We start from the raw sequence: 14,576 nt of genomic DNA, 5'->3' as shown, positions 1-14,576 counted from the left end.
CCAAACTATTTTTTTTCGGCTATTTTGAATAATTCTTCAGTTTGTTGCGATAGTATTCGGCAAGGTCGCTCCATTTGTAATAAGGATAGGTGTCGGTCTTTGCTGGCAGACTGACCTCAACCTCGTTCAGTAGAGCCTTTACCAAGATGTCGCCGTTGCCTTTCTTTGGACGGAAGAACACAAGTTGTACGTTCGATGCCATCGGATAAATCTTGTAGTTGCGCCAATGCTCGTCGAGTTTGTCAAGGTCGTCGAATGTCTTACCGTAGTCGCCAAGTTCGAGAAGAGTTACAAGCGGCATTAGGCAGACTTCGTGGCCGAATCGCATTGTTGCGCCGTTGAACGAACGGTTGTTCACAATCGTGTCGCAGGTTTCGATGATGTTTTCGAGCAGATTGTACTGATGATACGGGCCTTCGAACTTGTTGTACTTTGAGTTTCCGTAGCGCAGATAGTAACTGATGTTCTTTATTCGCCAAAGATTGTAGCACTCGTCGGTAGTGAAGAGGTCGAGTAGCGAGTAGTTTACATCATGGCTCTGCATGTTTCCTGCAACGTCGAAGAAATTCTGCATCAAGCTATGCGAGTTGATGTTGTCGGAGATGTATTTCTTGTCGTTGAACAGTTGAGATACAAATCTCTCTGGGTCAACCCATTTCTGACGGTATGTCTCTGGAATCTCGTTTATGCCTTTCATCGCCTCGGCAACCTTTGGTGTGATGCTCTGGTTTAGGTATCGCTGAAATTTCTGGCTCGCATCGTTATGTATTCTGATGTTCGGGTTGAATGCTGCAAGTTCCTCGCACTCGGCAACCATGCTCAGCATACATCTGATAACAACAGTAGAGCGTGCATCGACCTGTGCGTTGCCTCTAAAGACCTCGGGAAAGTTCTGTGTCATACGCTTTCCGATGCCGTGATGCTGGCGTTCGCCAACAGGAGTAAGGTCGCCAAGTCGCTTCTCGGTTGTCTTGTAGAACTCTTTGAGGATGTCCAGTACCTCCTCGCCCTTTGGCGTAAGTTTGCCGTATTTTTTTGCTGCACTCAGTTTTTCTATCAAGCCTGAGTACTGACTGTCGTTGATGAGCCATCGTGAGCCGTGGCGTGCGTAGGTGCTGATGTAAAACGGCTCGTAGCCCTTTGGCGCAGGCGTAAGTTTTTGACTTGGTGCCTGATACGCAACGTAGTTGCTTGCGCAGAGAAGTCTGTTTGATGTTATCTCAGCCAATGCCGACTCTTGTGCGCTTGCGCTGATTGTAAGTGCTGTGAGTATTACAGAAGATAAAAATTTTCTCATCGATTATTGTTGTTTGGTTAAAAGATATTCGGCAAATACCCTTGCAGCGCTTTCGACTTTTTGCGCGCAGGGACGTTTCTTGTAGTATTCGGCATTGCGCTGGTCGGGAATGTAGGTATTCTTAACCACGGGGCAGCCGTTAAGGCCTAACAGCTCGGCGCAAATCACCGAGCCGTTACGCTGTTTAAAAACTCCAAGCAGATCTTGTACAACCTTGTAGCAGGCTGCTTTTCCTTCGCGGTCACTGCCTTCGGTCTGTCCGCAGTCAAGTCCCACGAGTGTTACTATTCCCGACACGGCTCCGCACATCATTCTCATGCGTCCCACGCCGCCGCCAAATCCTGCTCCAATCTTTTTTGCCGTTGTGCTGTCAATGCCGTAGATGTCGGCAAACGCACAAATCACGCTCTGACAGCAGCCGTAGCCTTGCATAAAGGTTTCTACGGCAAGTTGTACTCTTTCGTCTGCTTCTTGTTTAGTCATATCTTCTTATAGATTTTTATTTTCTGCCGTGTCCTGCCGAAACTTCAACAGGTCTTACCACAGGTTTAGGAGTAGGACGATAGTTGTCCTTTCTGTGATTTCTGTCGAGGCGGAACTGGCCAGTATATTTTTTCAGAGTCCATCTCTGATTGCTGTTTCCGTTGTACTGATACAAGTGGATACGTGTTCCTCTTGATGCGTAGCTCTGCGGAACGTCGAGAACGTATCTGCTGTCCTGTGCGCTCTCAATCACCACGCTTCCGTCGGGATACTGAATGAATCTCCACTTCTGCGCATTCGATGCGTTAGGAATGTAGAACTGTATTCTTCCGCCGTTGATAGCCTTTCCGGTGTTGAGGTCGAGGGCGAGACCCTTGTTAGCATCGTCGTAGATGTAGTAATAGTCGCCCACGCGCTTGATGTAGAGTGGTTCTTCGCGGTCGTCAAGGCCGATTCTGTTTCCGCTGATTCCGGCACGCATAGAGATGTAGTATGAATTGTTGCAGTTTGTTGAAAGAAGGTAGTATCCGTCGCTTGGATAGATAACCGTTCCTCTTTGATGATGTTTCTGCTGGTGATGGTGAGGCGGATTGGCATGCTGCTGATGATGCTTCTGCTTCTCATATCCATGCACTTTCTGAATGTTTGTCTCGGCGTTAGCCACTAATGTCATACCGCAAAGCAGTAGGGCGAATAAACTTTTTGCACTCATAGTCTTTAAATGTTTTAAATTGGTTATTTTGCAAAAATATTAAAAAAATACATTCTGCAAGCGTCCGACATAATAAAAGTTGTCAAAATGCTTTTGCGTTTTGGCAGATTATTTCAGGAGTGTTATTGACATGATAAAAAAACATATCAAAATACTCTTTGGCATAAAATTTGATACGTTCAGATTAAATGTATAAAATTTTTTCTGATTATGAATAATAATGAAGTTCCGGTTTTGCTGCTAACCGGATATCTGGGAAGCGGCAAAACTACTCTTTTGAACCGTATTCTTTCGAACAAAAAAGGTATAAAATTCGCGGTTATTGTAAACGATATAGGCGAGGTTAACATCGATGCCGACCTTATTCAGAAGGGCGGAGTTGTTGGCTCAACCGACGACAGTCTTGTGCCTCTTCAGAATGGTTGTATCTGCTGTACGCTGAAGATGGATTTGGTTCAGCAGTTGCACGACATCGTTGCTCAGGGGCGTTTCGACTACATCGTCATCGAGGCAAGCGGAATCTGCGAGCCTGCGCCAATTGCCCAGACTATCTGTTCAATTCCGCGCATGGACCCTAAGTATAGCGAGGGCGGAATTCCTAAACTCGACAGCATCGTTACGGTTGTCGATGCTCTGCGCATGAAGGACGAATTCGGAAGCGGAAGCAGTCTGTTGGCTACATCGATAGGCGAGGAGGATATCGAAAATCTTGTAATTCAGCAGATTGAGTTCTGTAATATCGTTTTGTTGAACAAGGCTGCCGAGGTCGCTCCTGCCGACTTGCAGAGAGTCAAGGAAGTGGTTCACGCTCTTCAGCCAAAGGCTCAGATAATTGAGACGAACTATGGCGATGTTGATTTTGACAAGATTCTGAATACCAATATGTTCAACTTTAACGAGGTGGCTACGTCTGCCGCGTGGATGACCGAGATTGAAAAGCCTATGGACGAAGAGGCTATGGAGCACGAGTTGGAAGAAGAACACCACCATCATCACGACCACGAGCATGATGAGGAGCATCATCACCACGACGAGGAGCACGAGCATCACCATCATCACGATGACGACGATGATGAGGATGGCGAGGTTTGCGAGAAGTGCGGACATCATCATCACCATCACGACCATTGCCATTGCCACGAGGGTGGCGAGGTAGAGGAATACGGCATCGGTACGTTCGTATATCTACGCCGCAAGCCTATGGACATGGTTAAGTTCGACAATTTTGTGGCTAAAAAGTGGCCTAAGAATATTATCCGTGCAAAGGGAATTTGCTATTTCCAGACAGAATATGATGTCTGCTACTTGTTTGAGCAGGCTGGAAAGCAGGTTTCTATGCAGAACTGCGGTCAGTGGTACGCTACAATGCCAAAGGACGAGCTGGAAGACTTTATGGCTAAGAATCCGGGATTGCAACGCGACTGGGACGAGAAGTACGGCGACCGTATGCAGAAGATTGTTTTCATTGGTCAGCACCTCGACAAGGAGGAGATTGTAAAGGCTCTCGACGAGTGCTTGATTTTGGATTGATAGATATTTTCAGAAATAGAAAAAAAGGAGAAATGCTTGAAATGGTATTTTTCCTTTTTTCTTTTTCTGATGCCGAGATTTGAGAACCAAACGAAAGTTGGAACTTTGGATATAGTCAACAATGTGTTGCTACTCTTTTACATCTTCGAAGATGTGAAGCCAATCTCTTCCTTCGTGAGCACAAATTATACCTGTGCCATAGCATTGTATGGCATAACTGTTTGTCCATCCACGTCCTCTGCTTCTTTCTTTTGGGGTAAACATTCTGGTCGAGAATTCTATTTGCCTTGTCTCGGTATTGTAGACAAAAAAGCCAGAAGGAGTTTGGTCACCATCCCTAAACTTACACAAATAAGTTATGTACTTTGCACACAAATTGCTGCCTATTATATAATAGACTTTTGTTTCTGTTTCTGTACCTTTTTCAAACTCTTCTTTTGGATTGAATGAATCAATGATATTCAATGTGTTTGAATCAATTACCGAAACACAATCATACACATTCATTACCTGTCCGTTTTCTTGATTCAAGAAAACTTCATTTATACACAAAGTGCAATGTGGCAAATCTGTATCTTCTTCGGAATCAGAAAAAGCCTTTACAAGTTCGCCCGTATTTACATCTATGGCAAGGAGTATCTCATGTCTGTCATGCTTTGATTTTACCCAAAGTTTACCGCCACAGACACCTTCAAGTACAAAGCCAAGGTCTATAGTTACATTAAAGTCTGGCTCGTAGTTATGCTGCCACATAATGCTGCCGTCCCAGTCATAGCGTGTAATGATATTGTCTCTGTTTGAGAAAATCATATCATTGAATACGACAGGACACCTTTCTAAAATACCCTCTTTGAATATAACACGACCAGTTTCTATATCTACAAGATTAAAATACCTTGTTAATCCTATTCTTTTACAATTATTCAGGTAGTGAGGATTTGTATCACTAGTAATAGAAATTGTATCATTTACAATATTCAGAAGTTCACCTTCTTTGGTAAAAAGCATAGCATCATAATGCCATTTGCCATCATCAACCTGAACGACAACTTTGTCTTCATAACTTCTGATATGACCAACTTCCCTTATCGGAATTTCCTTGCCATTGATATAGAGAATAGAATTACCGTCTTTATCAGTAGTGGCATACACTCCGTATCTGGCATCAAAACTATAAAAATGCCTTACGTCTTTTACAACTTTAGTTTCTTTCCACATAGTTTAGGATTTTGCTTTGTAAAGAACGGTGTTGCTTTTTTCGTGGCGGAAAAGATTGCGTGCCTGTTCTCTTATGCCGTCGGCTGTAACAGCCAAGTAGTTTGGTACTTCGCGGTTAAAGTGCTCAACATCGCCAAGCGAGGCCGCAAAGGCTATGTTTGTGGCAAGCGACAGATAGCTCTCGTTCTCGATTATGTGCATTGATTCGAATTTGTTTTTGACCTTTTGCAACTCGTAGTCGCCTACAAGTTCGGTCTTCAGTCTGTCGAATTCGCCCCAAATCTCGGTCTCGGCAGTATCGAATGTTATGCCCTTGTTAAGTCTGCCCATCACGGTAAGGAATCCCGGGTCGACCGTGTCCATGAGGTAGCAGTCAACCTGCGAGAAAATCTGCTTTTCTTGCACAAGATTCTTTATCATTCGAGCCGACTGACCGGTTGTCAGAATGTCGGTTATGCTGTCGAGTGTTGGATATTCGGCATCCGTAACGCTGCAAATAGGAATTCCGATTGTAATCATGTCGAATGGCACGTCGCGTTCAACCTCCAATCGTCGCTCCTCGGTTTGCTGAGGCTCGCGTGGCGGCTGAGTTGTGTCGATGGTTCGGCTCGGAATTGGTCCGAACCATTTCTCGGTAAGGCGTCGTGCCTCGTCGAAGCTTATGTTGCCCGTTATTGCCAAAACGGCATTGTTTGGCGCATAGAATCGGAAGAAAAAATCCTTTACATCGTCGAGCGTGGCGTTTGCAATATGCTCAAGTTTTAGTCCGATGGTAGGCCAGCGGTACGAATGTTTTTTGTAGATGAGCGAGCGCAGCAGGTGTCCCACATCGCCGTAAGGCTGGTTTATGTTGCGCTGCTTGAACTCCTCCATAACCACGTTGCGCTGAACCTCGAGGCTCTTTGGCGTGAAGGCGAGGCTTAACATTCTGTCGGATTCGAGCCAGAAGGCCGTCTCGGCATTGTTACGTGGAACGGTTATGTAGAAGTTGGTGCGGTCGGTGTTTGTCCACGCGTTGTTTTCGCCTCCGGCATTTTCGATGTGCGTGTCGAAATTCGGAATATTTACCGAGCCGCCAAACATCAGATGCTCAAACAGATGGGCAAAGCCTGTGTGGTCGGGACTCTCGTTTCGAGAGCCAACCTTGTACATCGTGTTCAGAGCCACCATCTGTGTGCTCTTGTCTTCGAAATGAATCATTTCGAGACCATTGTCGAGCGTATGTCTGTTAATCTTAATCACTTGTTGCTTGGTTTGTTAACTGTCACTTTTATAATCTTGATGTCCTCCAGAGGTCGTTTTGCTTGGTCGGTCTTTACATACTGAATGGCATCTACCACGTCCATGCCTTCAAGAACTTCGCCGAAGACCGTGTACTGGCTGTCGAGGAACGGACATCCGCCCACGTTTACATAAGTGTCTATGATGCTCTGCGGAAAGCGGATGAAAGGATGCTTTGCAACCTCCATTTGAGCGTTGTCTTCAATCTGCTCGTAGATGTTCTGAACCTCTTCCTTCTTGCCCTCCTTGCGCAGTTGGAAAATCTCTTTCATTCTTTCCTTCTTGCCCTTTTCAATCAGCTTCATCTTCTTGTCCAAGTCCATGTTTATTTCGTACTCGCGAAGTTGTTCGGGCTTGTACTTCTTTCCGGTAACGATATACCACTGGGTGCCGCTCGATTCCTTCTTTGCGTTTACGCTGTCGGCCTGACGGGCAGCAGCCAACGCTCCGCGCTTGTGGAAGTATTGCGGAAAGCGGAATTCTGCCGGAATGGTAGAGCAGTCGGGATCTTCGCCGCCCAGAAGTTCGTGCGGCTTTGCGTTCTTAGAGTCAGGGTCGCCCGTCTGAATCATAAAGTCGCCGATGACGCGGTGAAACAGAACTCCGTCATAAGTACCGTTAGAACAGAGTTTTATGAAATTGTCGCGGTGAAGCGGAGTTTCGTCGTACAACGCAACCTTGATATTTCCCTTCGATGTCTCGATAAGTACAGTTGTCAGATTTTCTTCCATAGGATTCTTTTTGTTGCCGCAACTGCCTGCTGCAAGGCATGCAATAATTACGGCAAGTGATATAAATATTTTTTTCATTTTACAATTCTTTTTTCGGTTTGCGAAAATATAAAAATAATTTAAAAAGTGCGGCAGAAGTGGCGGCTATTTCCTAAAAAAATGTTTTCTTTGCATTTATACATTTATAAATGAAAATAATCTATGAATAAATATATAAAATGGAGTGCAATAATATTGGCAAGTCCGTTTGTATTATTCCTTATAGTTACCTTGCTGCTATATCTTCCTCCCGTTCAGAATCTGGTGGTTGGCATAGCCTCTGACTACGCAAGCGAGGCCACCGGAATGAAAATCTCGATTGGTCGGGTTAATCTCGGGTTTCCTCTTGATTTGAAGGTAAAGCGCGTTGATATTGTTGAGAATACCGACACGCTTTTCAAGGTCGATGATATGCGAATAGACGTGCAGCTTCTGCCTTTGTTCAAAAACAAGGTTGAGATTGATGCCGTTGAGATAAAAGGCGTAAAACTTAACACCAAGGAGATGGTCGAGGCAGCCCGAGTTAAGGGACACATCGACTATCTGTACATGAACAGCCACGGCATTGAACTCGAACCCGAAACGGCTGTCATTACTCAGGCAAACATGAAAGATGCCTATCTCGATGTGTGCATAAACGATACTCTGCCCGAAGATACCGCTACTTCAGAGCCAACATACTGGAAGGTGATGCTCGAGAAAGTTAAGGTAGAGAACGTTAGGATGAGGCTCACGATGGTGAGCGACTCACTCTTCGAGGTGACAGCCAATCTGGCCGATGCCAATATGACCGACGGCATCCTGAATCTGAAAGACACTCTCTACACTATAAACAAAGTAATGCTTGCCGATGGAGGATTGACATACAAAAGTGCTGCCGGCGAGCCTAAGCGAGGCTTCGATCCCGAGCATATTCAGTTAGACAAGATAAACCTTCAGGTCGATTCGATAGAATACAATCCGCGCCGCACGGCTCTGAATGTTTCGCGATGCTCGTTCAGCGAGCGTTCGGGACTGAAGATGGGTTCGCTCATGTGCAAGTTCTGGATGGATTCAACATCAATCCACCTGTCCGAGGCGATGTTCCGCACGCCCGATTCGTACGGCGATGCCATAGTCGACTTCGACCTGAATTCGTTCGAGAAGGGTTCGGGAGGCAGAATGTACGCGCGCTTCAGGGCAAGCCTCGGAAAGCAGGATGTCATAACATTGGCAGGCGAGAATCTGCCTGAAAACGTGGCGCGGCATTATCCAAACGTGCCGTTCAACCTTCGTGCAAATGTTGACGGAAATGCCGATGCAATGGACATCACGGGCTTCTATGCCAACATGAAAGGCTGCTTGGAGGCAAAGGGAAAGGCTCACATCAGAAATGTGATGGAGCCTGAAAAAATGTATGCCGATGCCGAGATGACGGCGACGACCGGAAATCTGAAATGGATTTCAGCCATTATGCCCGACGTGATGGGCGACTACAATCTGCCCGACGGCATGACGCTCGATGCCCATGCCACCGCCGATATGGCCACCGAATCGTATAATGCCAAGGGCGTGTTTACCGAGGGCGGCGGAAGAGCCACCTTCGATGCACTTTATAACGGCAAGAGCGAATCGTACACAGCAAATCTCGACATAAAGGACATAAACGTTCATCACTTCATGCCAAAAGAGGCGATGTACACCTTCTCGGGCAACGTTGAGGCTCGCGGAAAGGGCACGGACGTTTATTCGGCTGCCACTCATGCCGAGGCAAAGGCGCACATCAGTAAGTTGCACTACGACAAATATCATCTCGACAAGATAGATTTCAACGCAACATACGCCAACAATCATTACAAGGTTTCGGCCGATACTGACAACAAACTCATCGCCATGAAAGCCAATGCCGAGGGCGATTTGAAGAAAGATTTCGTATCGGCAGATATGGACGTTGATTTGCGAAAAGTCGATTTCCTTGCAATGGATGTTGTCGAAGACCCTCTCGATGCCGGAATGAAACTGAAAGCCAGTGCTTCTACCGACATGAAGGACATGTATCAACTTCAGGCTTCGGTAAACGATATGTACATCAATACCGAAAAAACATCGTACTATCCGCAAGATTTCATTTTAAATGCCTACGCCGATGCCGACACAACTTATGCTTCGGCTTCTTCGGGCGACATGAAACTCGGAATGCACGTCGGCGGCGGATTGATGGCTCTTTCGGACCAATGTATGAAACTCGGCGAGATTATCAGCGACCAACTCGAAAAGAAGCGTATCGACCAAAACGAACTTCGCCGCGCAATGCCTCTGATGGACTTGAAACTAGAGATGGGTAACAATAATCCGGTTTCGAACCTGCTGGCTATCAACGGCTACAGTTTCGGTGATTTCAGAATTAGAATGAATACTTCGCCAGAAAAGGGTTTGAACGGCAAGATGCACATCTACTCGATAGATGCCGACAGTATGCAGATTGATACTGTGCGCCTTGTGGTTTCGCAAGACACAACGAGCATCAAGTTCCGCGGACTTGTCGAAAACGGTCCGAAGAACAAGCAGTTTGTTTTCAAGGCGAAACTCGATGGCGAGATGGTAGAGAACGGAGCAAAAGCCCTCGTGGCACTCTACGACGACAAAGACAAACTCGCTATAAAACTTGGCGCGCAGGTTGGGGTAGTAGAGAACGGCTATCTGATAAACTTCTATCCGTCGCACCCGACGCTCGGATATCGCGAGTTTAAACTGAACGACGATAACTTCATCCTCATTTCAGGAGAAAGATATCATGTCGATGCCAAAGTCGAACTCCTTGCCGATGACGGAACCGGTCTGAAACTCTATTCAACGCCCGACAGCGAATATTGGCAAGATTTGACGCTCGATGTCAGTCATTTGCAACTCGGCGACATCACCTCGTCAATTCCGTATTGCCCTTATGTAACTGGCGATTTCAACGGCTCGTTCCACGCAATGGTCAACAGCGAGACCGATTTCTCTGTGGCAAGCGATATCGACGTGCATAATATGACATACGAAGAATGTCCTATCGGAAACATCGGCGCCGAATTCGTTTATCTGCCAAAAGGCGAGGACGGACATTATGTTGACGGCAGAATGATGAAGGACGGCGTTGAGGTTGCCACAGTCAAGGGAACTTACTACAACACCGAGGCTGGCGACCTTGATCTGACGGCCCGTTTCTACAAGTTCCCGCTCAGTATCGTAAACGGATTCATTCCCGACCACATGTGCGCGTTCGATGGCACATGCGGCGGCTCGCTCGATATAACCGGAAACCTGAACCGCCCGATTGTAAACGGCTCTGTCGAACTGAACAAGGCAACCTTGTCATCGGCATTGTACGGTTTCAACTTCAAGTTCGACGATACACCGGTGAAAATCGAGAACAGCGTTATGAAGTTCGAAGACTTCAATGTATATTCGTTCGACAAGAATCCGTTTAAGATTAACGGTGACATCAACTTTGTGCGTACCGACAAGATTCGCGTAAACATGCGAATGGGAGCACGAAACTTCACTCTCGTAAGTGCCAAGCGAAACATCAATTCGATGGTCTACGGCAAGGTGGTTGTAGATTTCTTCTGTTCGGTTAAAGGCGTTATAAACGACCTCGTTGTCCGCGGATATCTCAATGTTCAGGGAAATACCGATGTAACATACGTTCTTCGCGACACGCCTCTCACCGTCGAAGACCGACTTGCCGACTTGGTTGTGTTCGAGGATTTCAGCGACACAAATTCGGGCAAGAAGATTATCGAGGAAGATGCCACAATCTTTGGTATGGACATGCTTCTGAACATCCAGATGGAGCAAGGCGCGCAGATTAAGTGCGACATTAGTGCCGACCGCCAGAGTTACATCAATCTCGAAGGCGGCGGAAACCTCGTGTTCCAGTACACTCCGCAAGGACAGATGATACTTACAGGACGCTACACGCTGAACAACGGCGAGATGAAATATGCTCTTCCGGTAATTCCGCTCAAGACGTTCACCATCCAGAACGGTAGTTACATTGAGTGGACGGGCGATGTGTTCAATCCAACCCTCTACTTTATGGCAACCGAGCGAGTAAAGGCGACGGTTACCGATGGCGAGACACCTCGTTCGGTAGCCTTCGATGTGGGCGTAAAGGTTACAAACACCCTCGAAAACATGGGACTCGAGTTTACTCTTGCCGCTCCCGAAGATAATGCCGTTCAGAACGAACTTAATGCCATGACGAGTGCGCAGCGCGGAAAGCTGGCTGTGTCAATGCTTGCAACCGGACTCTATCTTGCCGAGGGCAACAACAGCAACTTCTCTATGAGCAATGCGATGAACAGTTTCTTGCAGAGCGAGATAAACAACATTGCCGGCAACGCCTTGCAGACAATGGATATCAGCCTCGGAATGGAAGACCATACCGGAGCCGACGGACAGATGCACACCGACTATTCGTTCCGCTTTGCAAAACGATTCTGGAATAACCGCGTGAGCATCGTGATCGGCGGAAAAATCTCGTCTGACAACAATACCGATGCCGGACAGTCGTTCATCGACGATGTGGCTATCGAGTATCGTCTCGACAATTCGGGCACGCGAGTCGTCCGTCTGTTCCACGACCAGGTTTACGACAACATGCTCGAAGGTCAGTTGACCGAGAATGGCGCGGGTCTTGTGCTCCGCAAGAAGATGGATAAGTTCAGCGAGTTGTTCATCTTCAAGAACACAAAGAAGAACGCTCCGATGCCTCAGCGTCAGCAGCCAAACGGCTCTCAGCAGATGCGGCGAAACGAGCCTTCAGCCTCTGAAGAGCCGAAGCCAGCTGCAATAAAGAAGGAAGAGGAACAGAATGAAGCCGAGAAAAAATAAACGACAATGAAGAAATATTATATATATATAATAATGGTAATGATTGGTTTCACGGCATGTTCGGAGACAAAGAATATTGCCGAGAATGAAACCCTCTATACCGGAATCCGAAAGATTAAGTACGAGGACAAGGGAAGTGGTCCGCACTACGACGAGATGATGATAGAACTTGATGCCGCCCTGGCATACGCTCCAAACGGCTCGCTGATGGGAAGTTCGTCGTTGCGCTCGCCACTGCGCATCGGTCTGTGGACATACAATGCGTGGGTAAATCATCAGAACACATTGTTCGGAAAATGGATGTTCAACGCTTTCGCCACATCGCCAACTTACATCTCGAATGTCGTTCCGAAGACGCGTGCGCTCGTTGCCACAAACACTCTTCACAACTGGGGATATTTCCGCGGAAAGGTTGACTACGACATCATTAAGACGAGCGAGCGGAAGGCAAAAATCGATTATATCGTGAGATTCGGACCGCTCTATTGTCTCGACTCAATAGAATATCGTCCGTTCCCAAATACGGCCGACAGTCTTATAAAGGCAACCGAAAAGGAGCGCGTGCTACAGAAGGGTGAGGCTTTCAGCGTTTTGAGTCTCGACGAGGAACGCACGCGAATAGCAACGCTTCTGCGCAACAACGGATATTACTATTTCCGTCCCGACTACATCGCTTATCGTGCCGACACGGTTATGAAAAAAGATTCGGTGCAGATGAAAATCGAGCCGATTCCGTTCCTTCCGCAGAACGCCCAGCATCCGTGGTATATTGGAAACGTGAAAATCAATCTGAAAAAAAATGCCCGCGATGTGCTTTCTGACAGTCTGAAGTCGCGCCGAAGCGGAACAATCGTAAAATTCTCGGGAAAGAAATCGCCTTTGCGAATGGGCGTTCTCAACCGCAACCTTAATATAAAGAAAGGTGAGTTGTATTCAGAAGAGAAGCAGAACGCGGCGATGCAGCACATCAACGGACTCGGCATTTTCAGTTCGCTCGAGTTCAAGTGCGAGCCAACCGACACGCTCGAATCGTGCGACACTATGAATCTCGTTGTTAATGCCACGATGGATAAACTCCTCGACGGCGACCTCAACCTTAATGTTGTTCAGAAGAGCAATGGGCAGGTTGGTCCGGGATTCGAGCTCGGCGTAACCAAGCGAAACGTTTTCAGAGGCGGCGAGCGGCTTTCGTTCAGGGTGAACGGCTCATACGAATGGCAGACTCAGGATGTTGACGGACAGGGCGCCGACCGCATCAATTCGTACGAGTTTGGTGGAAAAATCCAACTCGACTATCCGCGACTTATGGTTCCGGGATTCAGAAGATACATGCGCCGTCATTTCACTTATCCGGGAACGACAAGTTACGAGATTCACGCAAATATGCTGAATCGTGCAGGCTTCTTCAAGATGCTGTCGTTCGGTGGCGGCGTAAAATTCAGTTTTACGCAGAGCAGAACGCGAAAGCATACTTTCACACCGTTCAGCCTTGTGTTTAACCGCCTCGTCTCAACAACCGAGCAGTTCGATGCCATCACAGCCGCCAATCCGGCTTTGGCAATGAGTATGAAAGACCAACTCATTCCTGAGATGAGTTATACTTACACATACGACGATGCGTGCAAGACTCACCGCAGCAAGCATTTCTATTGGGAAAACACCATTGCTGAGGCTGGAAATATTATCTCGACAGTTCGTCTGTGCAAGGGCGATTCGTATTCACGACAGGGCAAGACGCTTTTCAATAATCCTTATGCCCAGTATATTAAGATTACGAGCGATGCCCGCCGCACATGGAATCTGAGCGACAAAGACAAGTTTGTATTCCGACTCTACGGTGGAATTATCTATGCCTACGGAAACAGTTTCGAAGCACCATATAGTCAGCAATTCTACACCGGAGGAGCCAACAGTCTCCGCGGATTCACGGTTCGTACTCTCGGACCGGGAAGTTTCCATCCGGCAACGCGAAACAAGTATTCGTACATCGACCAGACTGGCGACATCAAACTTGAGATGAATCTCGAATGGCGTCCAAACATCGTTGGAAGTCTTTACGGCGCTCTGTTTTTCGATGCCGGAAACATTTGGGCTATCCGCAGCGACTCCGAGCGTCCCGGCTCAAAGTTCAGCGGAAGCAATCTTCTCGACCAGATTGCGACCGATGCTGGCTTCGGTCTCCGCTATGATATGGAGTTCCTTGTCATCCGCCTTGATCTTGGTTTCGGCCTTCATGCACCATATGATACAGGCAAGAGCGGCTACTTCAACATTCGTAAACTAAAGGATATGACTAACTTCCACTTCGCCATAGGTTATCCGTTCTAACAGCGTATAACCTATGCAATGAAAGTTTTTTTACGGTTATATGTTAAGATTTCGTTGGAAAATTTTGCAGAATAGTTTTTTTTACATATCTTTGCAC

9 protein-coding genes are annotated in these 14,576 nt (G+C 46.9%); 3 read left to right on the top strand and 6 right to left on the bottom strand.

The features are described from left to right. Positions 1 to 19: 19 nt before the first annotated feature. From T538_RS0101445 to T538_RS0101435, 3 genes are read right to left on the bottom strand one after another with little or no spacing between them, the layout of a single operon-like run. Entirely contained in the window at positions 20 to 1,297 is a 1,278-nt protein-coding gene (locus T538_RS0101445; protein ID WP_031535445.1) for a histidine-type phosphatase, read from the bottom strand. Positions 1,298 to 1,300: 3 nt separating this feature from the next. Further along, positions 1,301 to 1,780 (bottom strand): C-GCAxxG-C-C family protein, encoded by a 480-nt coding sequence (locus T538_RS0101440; protein WP_031535443.1) that lies wholly within the window; start codon positions 1,778 to 1,780, stop codon positions 1,301 to 1,303. Between the two features lie 16 nt (positions 1,781 to 1,796). After that, a complete protein-coding gene (locus T538_RS0101435; RefSeq protein WP_081835042.1) occupies positions 1,797 to 2,492 on the bottom strand; it encodes an RICIN domain-containing protein in 696 nt (231 codons plus the stop codon). Between the two features lie 210 nt (positions 2,493 to 2,702). Here T538_RS0101435 and T538_RS0101430 point away from each other — a divergent pair, with 210 nt between their 5' ends. Beyond that, positions 2,703 to 4,022, top strand: a complete 1,320-nt coding sequence (locus tag T538_RS0101430) for a GTP-binding protein (protein ID WP_031535439.1) — start codon at positions 2,703 to 2,705, stop codon at positions 4,020 to 4,022. Positions 4,023 to 4,151: 129 nt separating this feature from the next. Here T538_RS0101430 and T538_RS0101425 read toward each other — a convergent pair whose 3' ends face one another. From T538_RS0101425 to T538_RS0101415, 3 genes are read right to left on the bottom strand one after another with little or no spacing between them, the layout of a single operon-like run. Beyond that, positions 4,152 to 5,240 (bottom strand): hypothetical protein, encoded by a 1,089-nt coding sequence (locus T538_RS0101425; protein WP_031535437.1) that lies wholly within the window; start codon positions 5,238 to 5,240, stop codon positions 4,152 to 4,154. Between the two features lie 3 nt (positions 5,241 to 5,243). Beyond that, a complete protein-coding gene (locus T538_RS0101420) occupies positions 5,244 to 6,482 on the bottom strand; it encodes a M16 family metallopeptidase (protein ID WP_031535435.1) in 1,239 nt (412 codons plus the stop codon). Beyond that, on the bottom strand, positions 6,479 to 7,330 hold the full coding sequence (locus T538_RS0101415) for a peptidylprolyl isomerase (protein ID WP_031535433.1): 852 nt from the start codon (positions 7,328 to 7,330) through the stop codon (positions 6,479 to 6,481). The genes T538_RS0101420 and T538_RS0101415 overlap by 4 nt, the downstream gene beginning before the upstream one ends. Before the next feature lie 123 nt (positions 7,331 to 7,453). On the opposite strand from T538_RS0101415, the gene T538_RS0101410 reads away from it, so the two are divergent. Beyond that, the gene (locus tag T538_RS0101410) at positions 7,454 to 12,151 is read left to right on the top strand and encodes a translocation/assembly module TamB domain-containing protein (protein WP_051655794.1); all 4,698 of its coding nucleotides are present in this window, start codon (positions 7,454 to 7,456) and stop codon (positions 12,149 to 12,151) included. A gap of 6 nt (positions 12,152 to 12,157) precedes the next feature. Beyond that, positions 12,158 to 14,479, top strand: coding sequence for a translocation and assembly module lipoprotein TamL (locus T538_RS0101405; protein WP_031535428.1), 2,322 nt, complete (start codon positions 12,158 to 12,160; stop codon positions 14,477 to 14,479). Positions 14,480 to 14,576 lie beyond the last annotated feature (97 nt).

The organism is Bacteroides sp. Ga6A2 (assembly GCF_000702225.1).
In the GTDB taxonomy this organism is placed as follows: Bacteria; Bacteroidota; Bacteroidia; order Bacteroidales; family Bacteroidaceae; genus Ga6A1.
The sequence above is the reverse complement of the archived record's forward strand: the minus strand, read 5'-3'. Positions and strand labels throughout refer to the sequence as shown.

What these genes read in the sequence shown, in the direction of transcription:
- T538_RS0101445 (WP_031535445.1), bottom strand. Translation starts at nt 1,297, where the DNA reads ATGAGAAAATTTTTATCTTCTGTAATACTCACAGCACTTACAATCAGC.
- T538_RS0101440 (WP_031535443.1), bottom strand. Translation starts at nt 1,780, where the DNA reads ATGACTAAACAAGAAGCAGACGAAAGAGTACAACTTGCCGTAGAAACC.
- T538_RS0101435 (WP_081835042.1), bottom strand. Translation starts at nt 2,492, where the DNA reads ATGAGTGCAAAAAGTTTATTCGCCCTACTGCTTTGCGGTATGACATTA.
- T538_RS0101430 (WP_031535439.1), top strand. Translation starts at nt 2,703, where the DNA reads ATGAATAATAATGAAGTTCCGGTTTTGCTGCTAACCGGATATCTGGGA.
- T538_RS0101425 (WP_031535437.1), bottom strand. Translation starts at nt 5,240, where the DNA reads ATGTGGAAAGAAACTAAAGTTGTAAAAGACGTAAGGCATTTTTATAGT.
- T538_RS0101415 (WP_031535433.1), bottom strand. Translation starts at nt 7,330, where the DNA reads ATGAAAAAAATATTTATATCACTTGCCGTAATTATTGCATGCCTTGCA.
- T538_RS0101410 (WP_051655794.1), top strand. Translation starts at nt 7,454, where the DNA reads ATGAATAAATATATAAAATGGAGTGCAATAATATTGGCAAGTCCGTTT.
- T538_RS0101405 (WP_031535428.1), top strand. Translation starts at nt 12,158, where the DNA reads ATGAAGAAATATTATATATATATAATAATGGTAATGATTGGTTTCACG.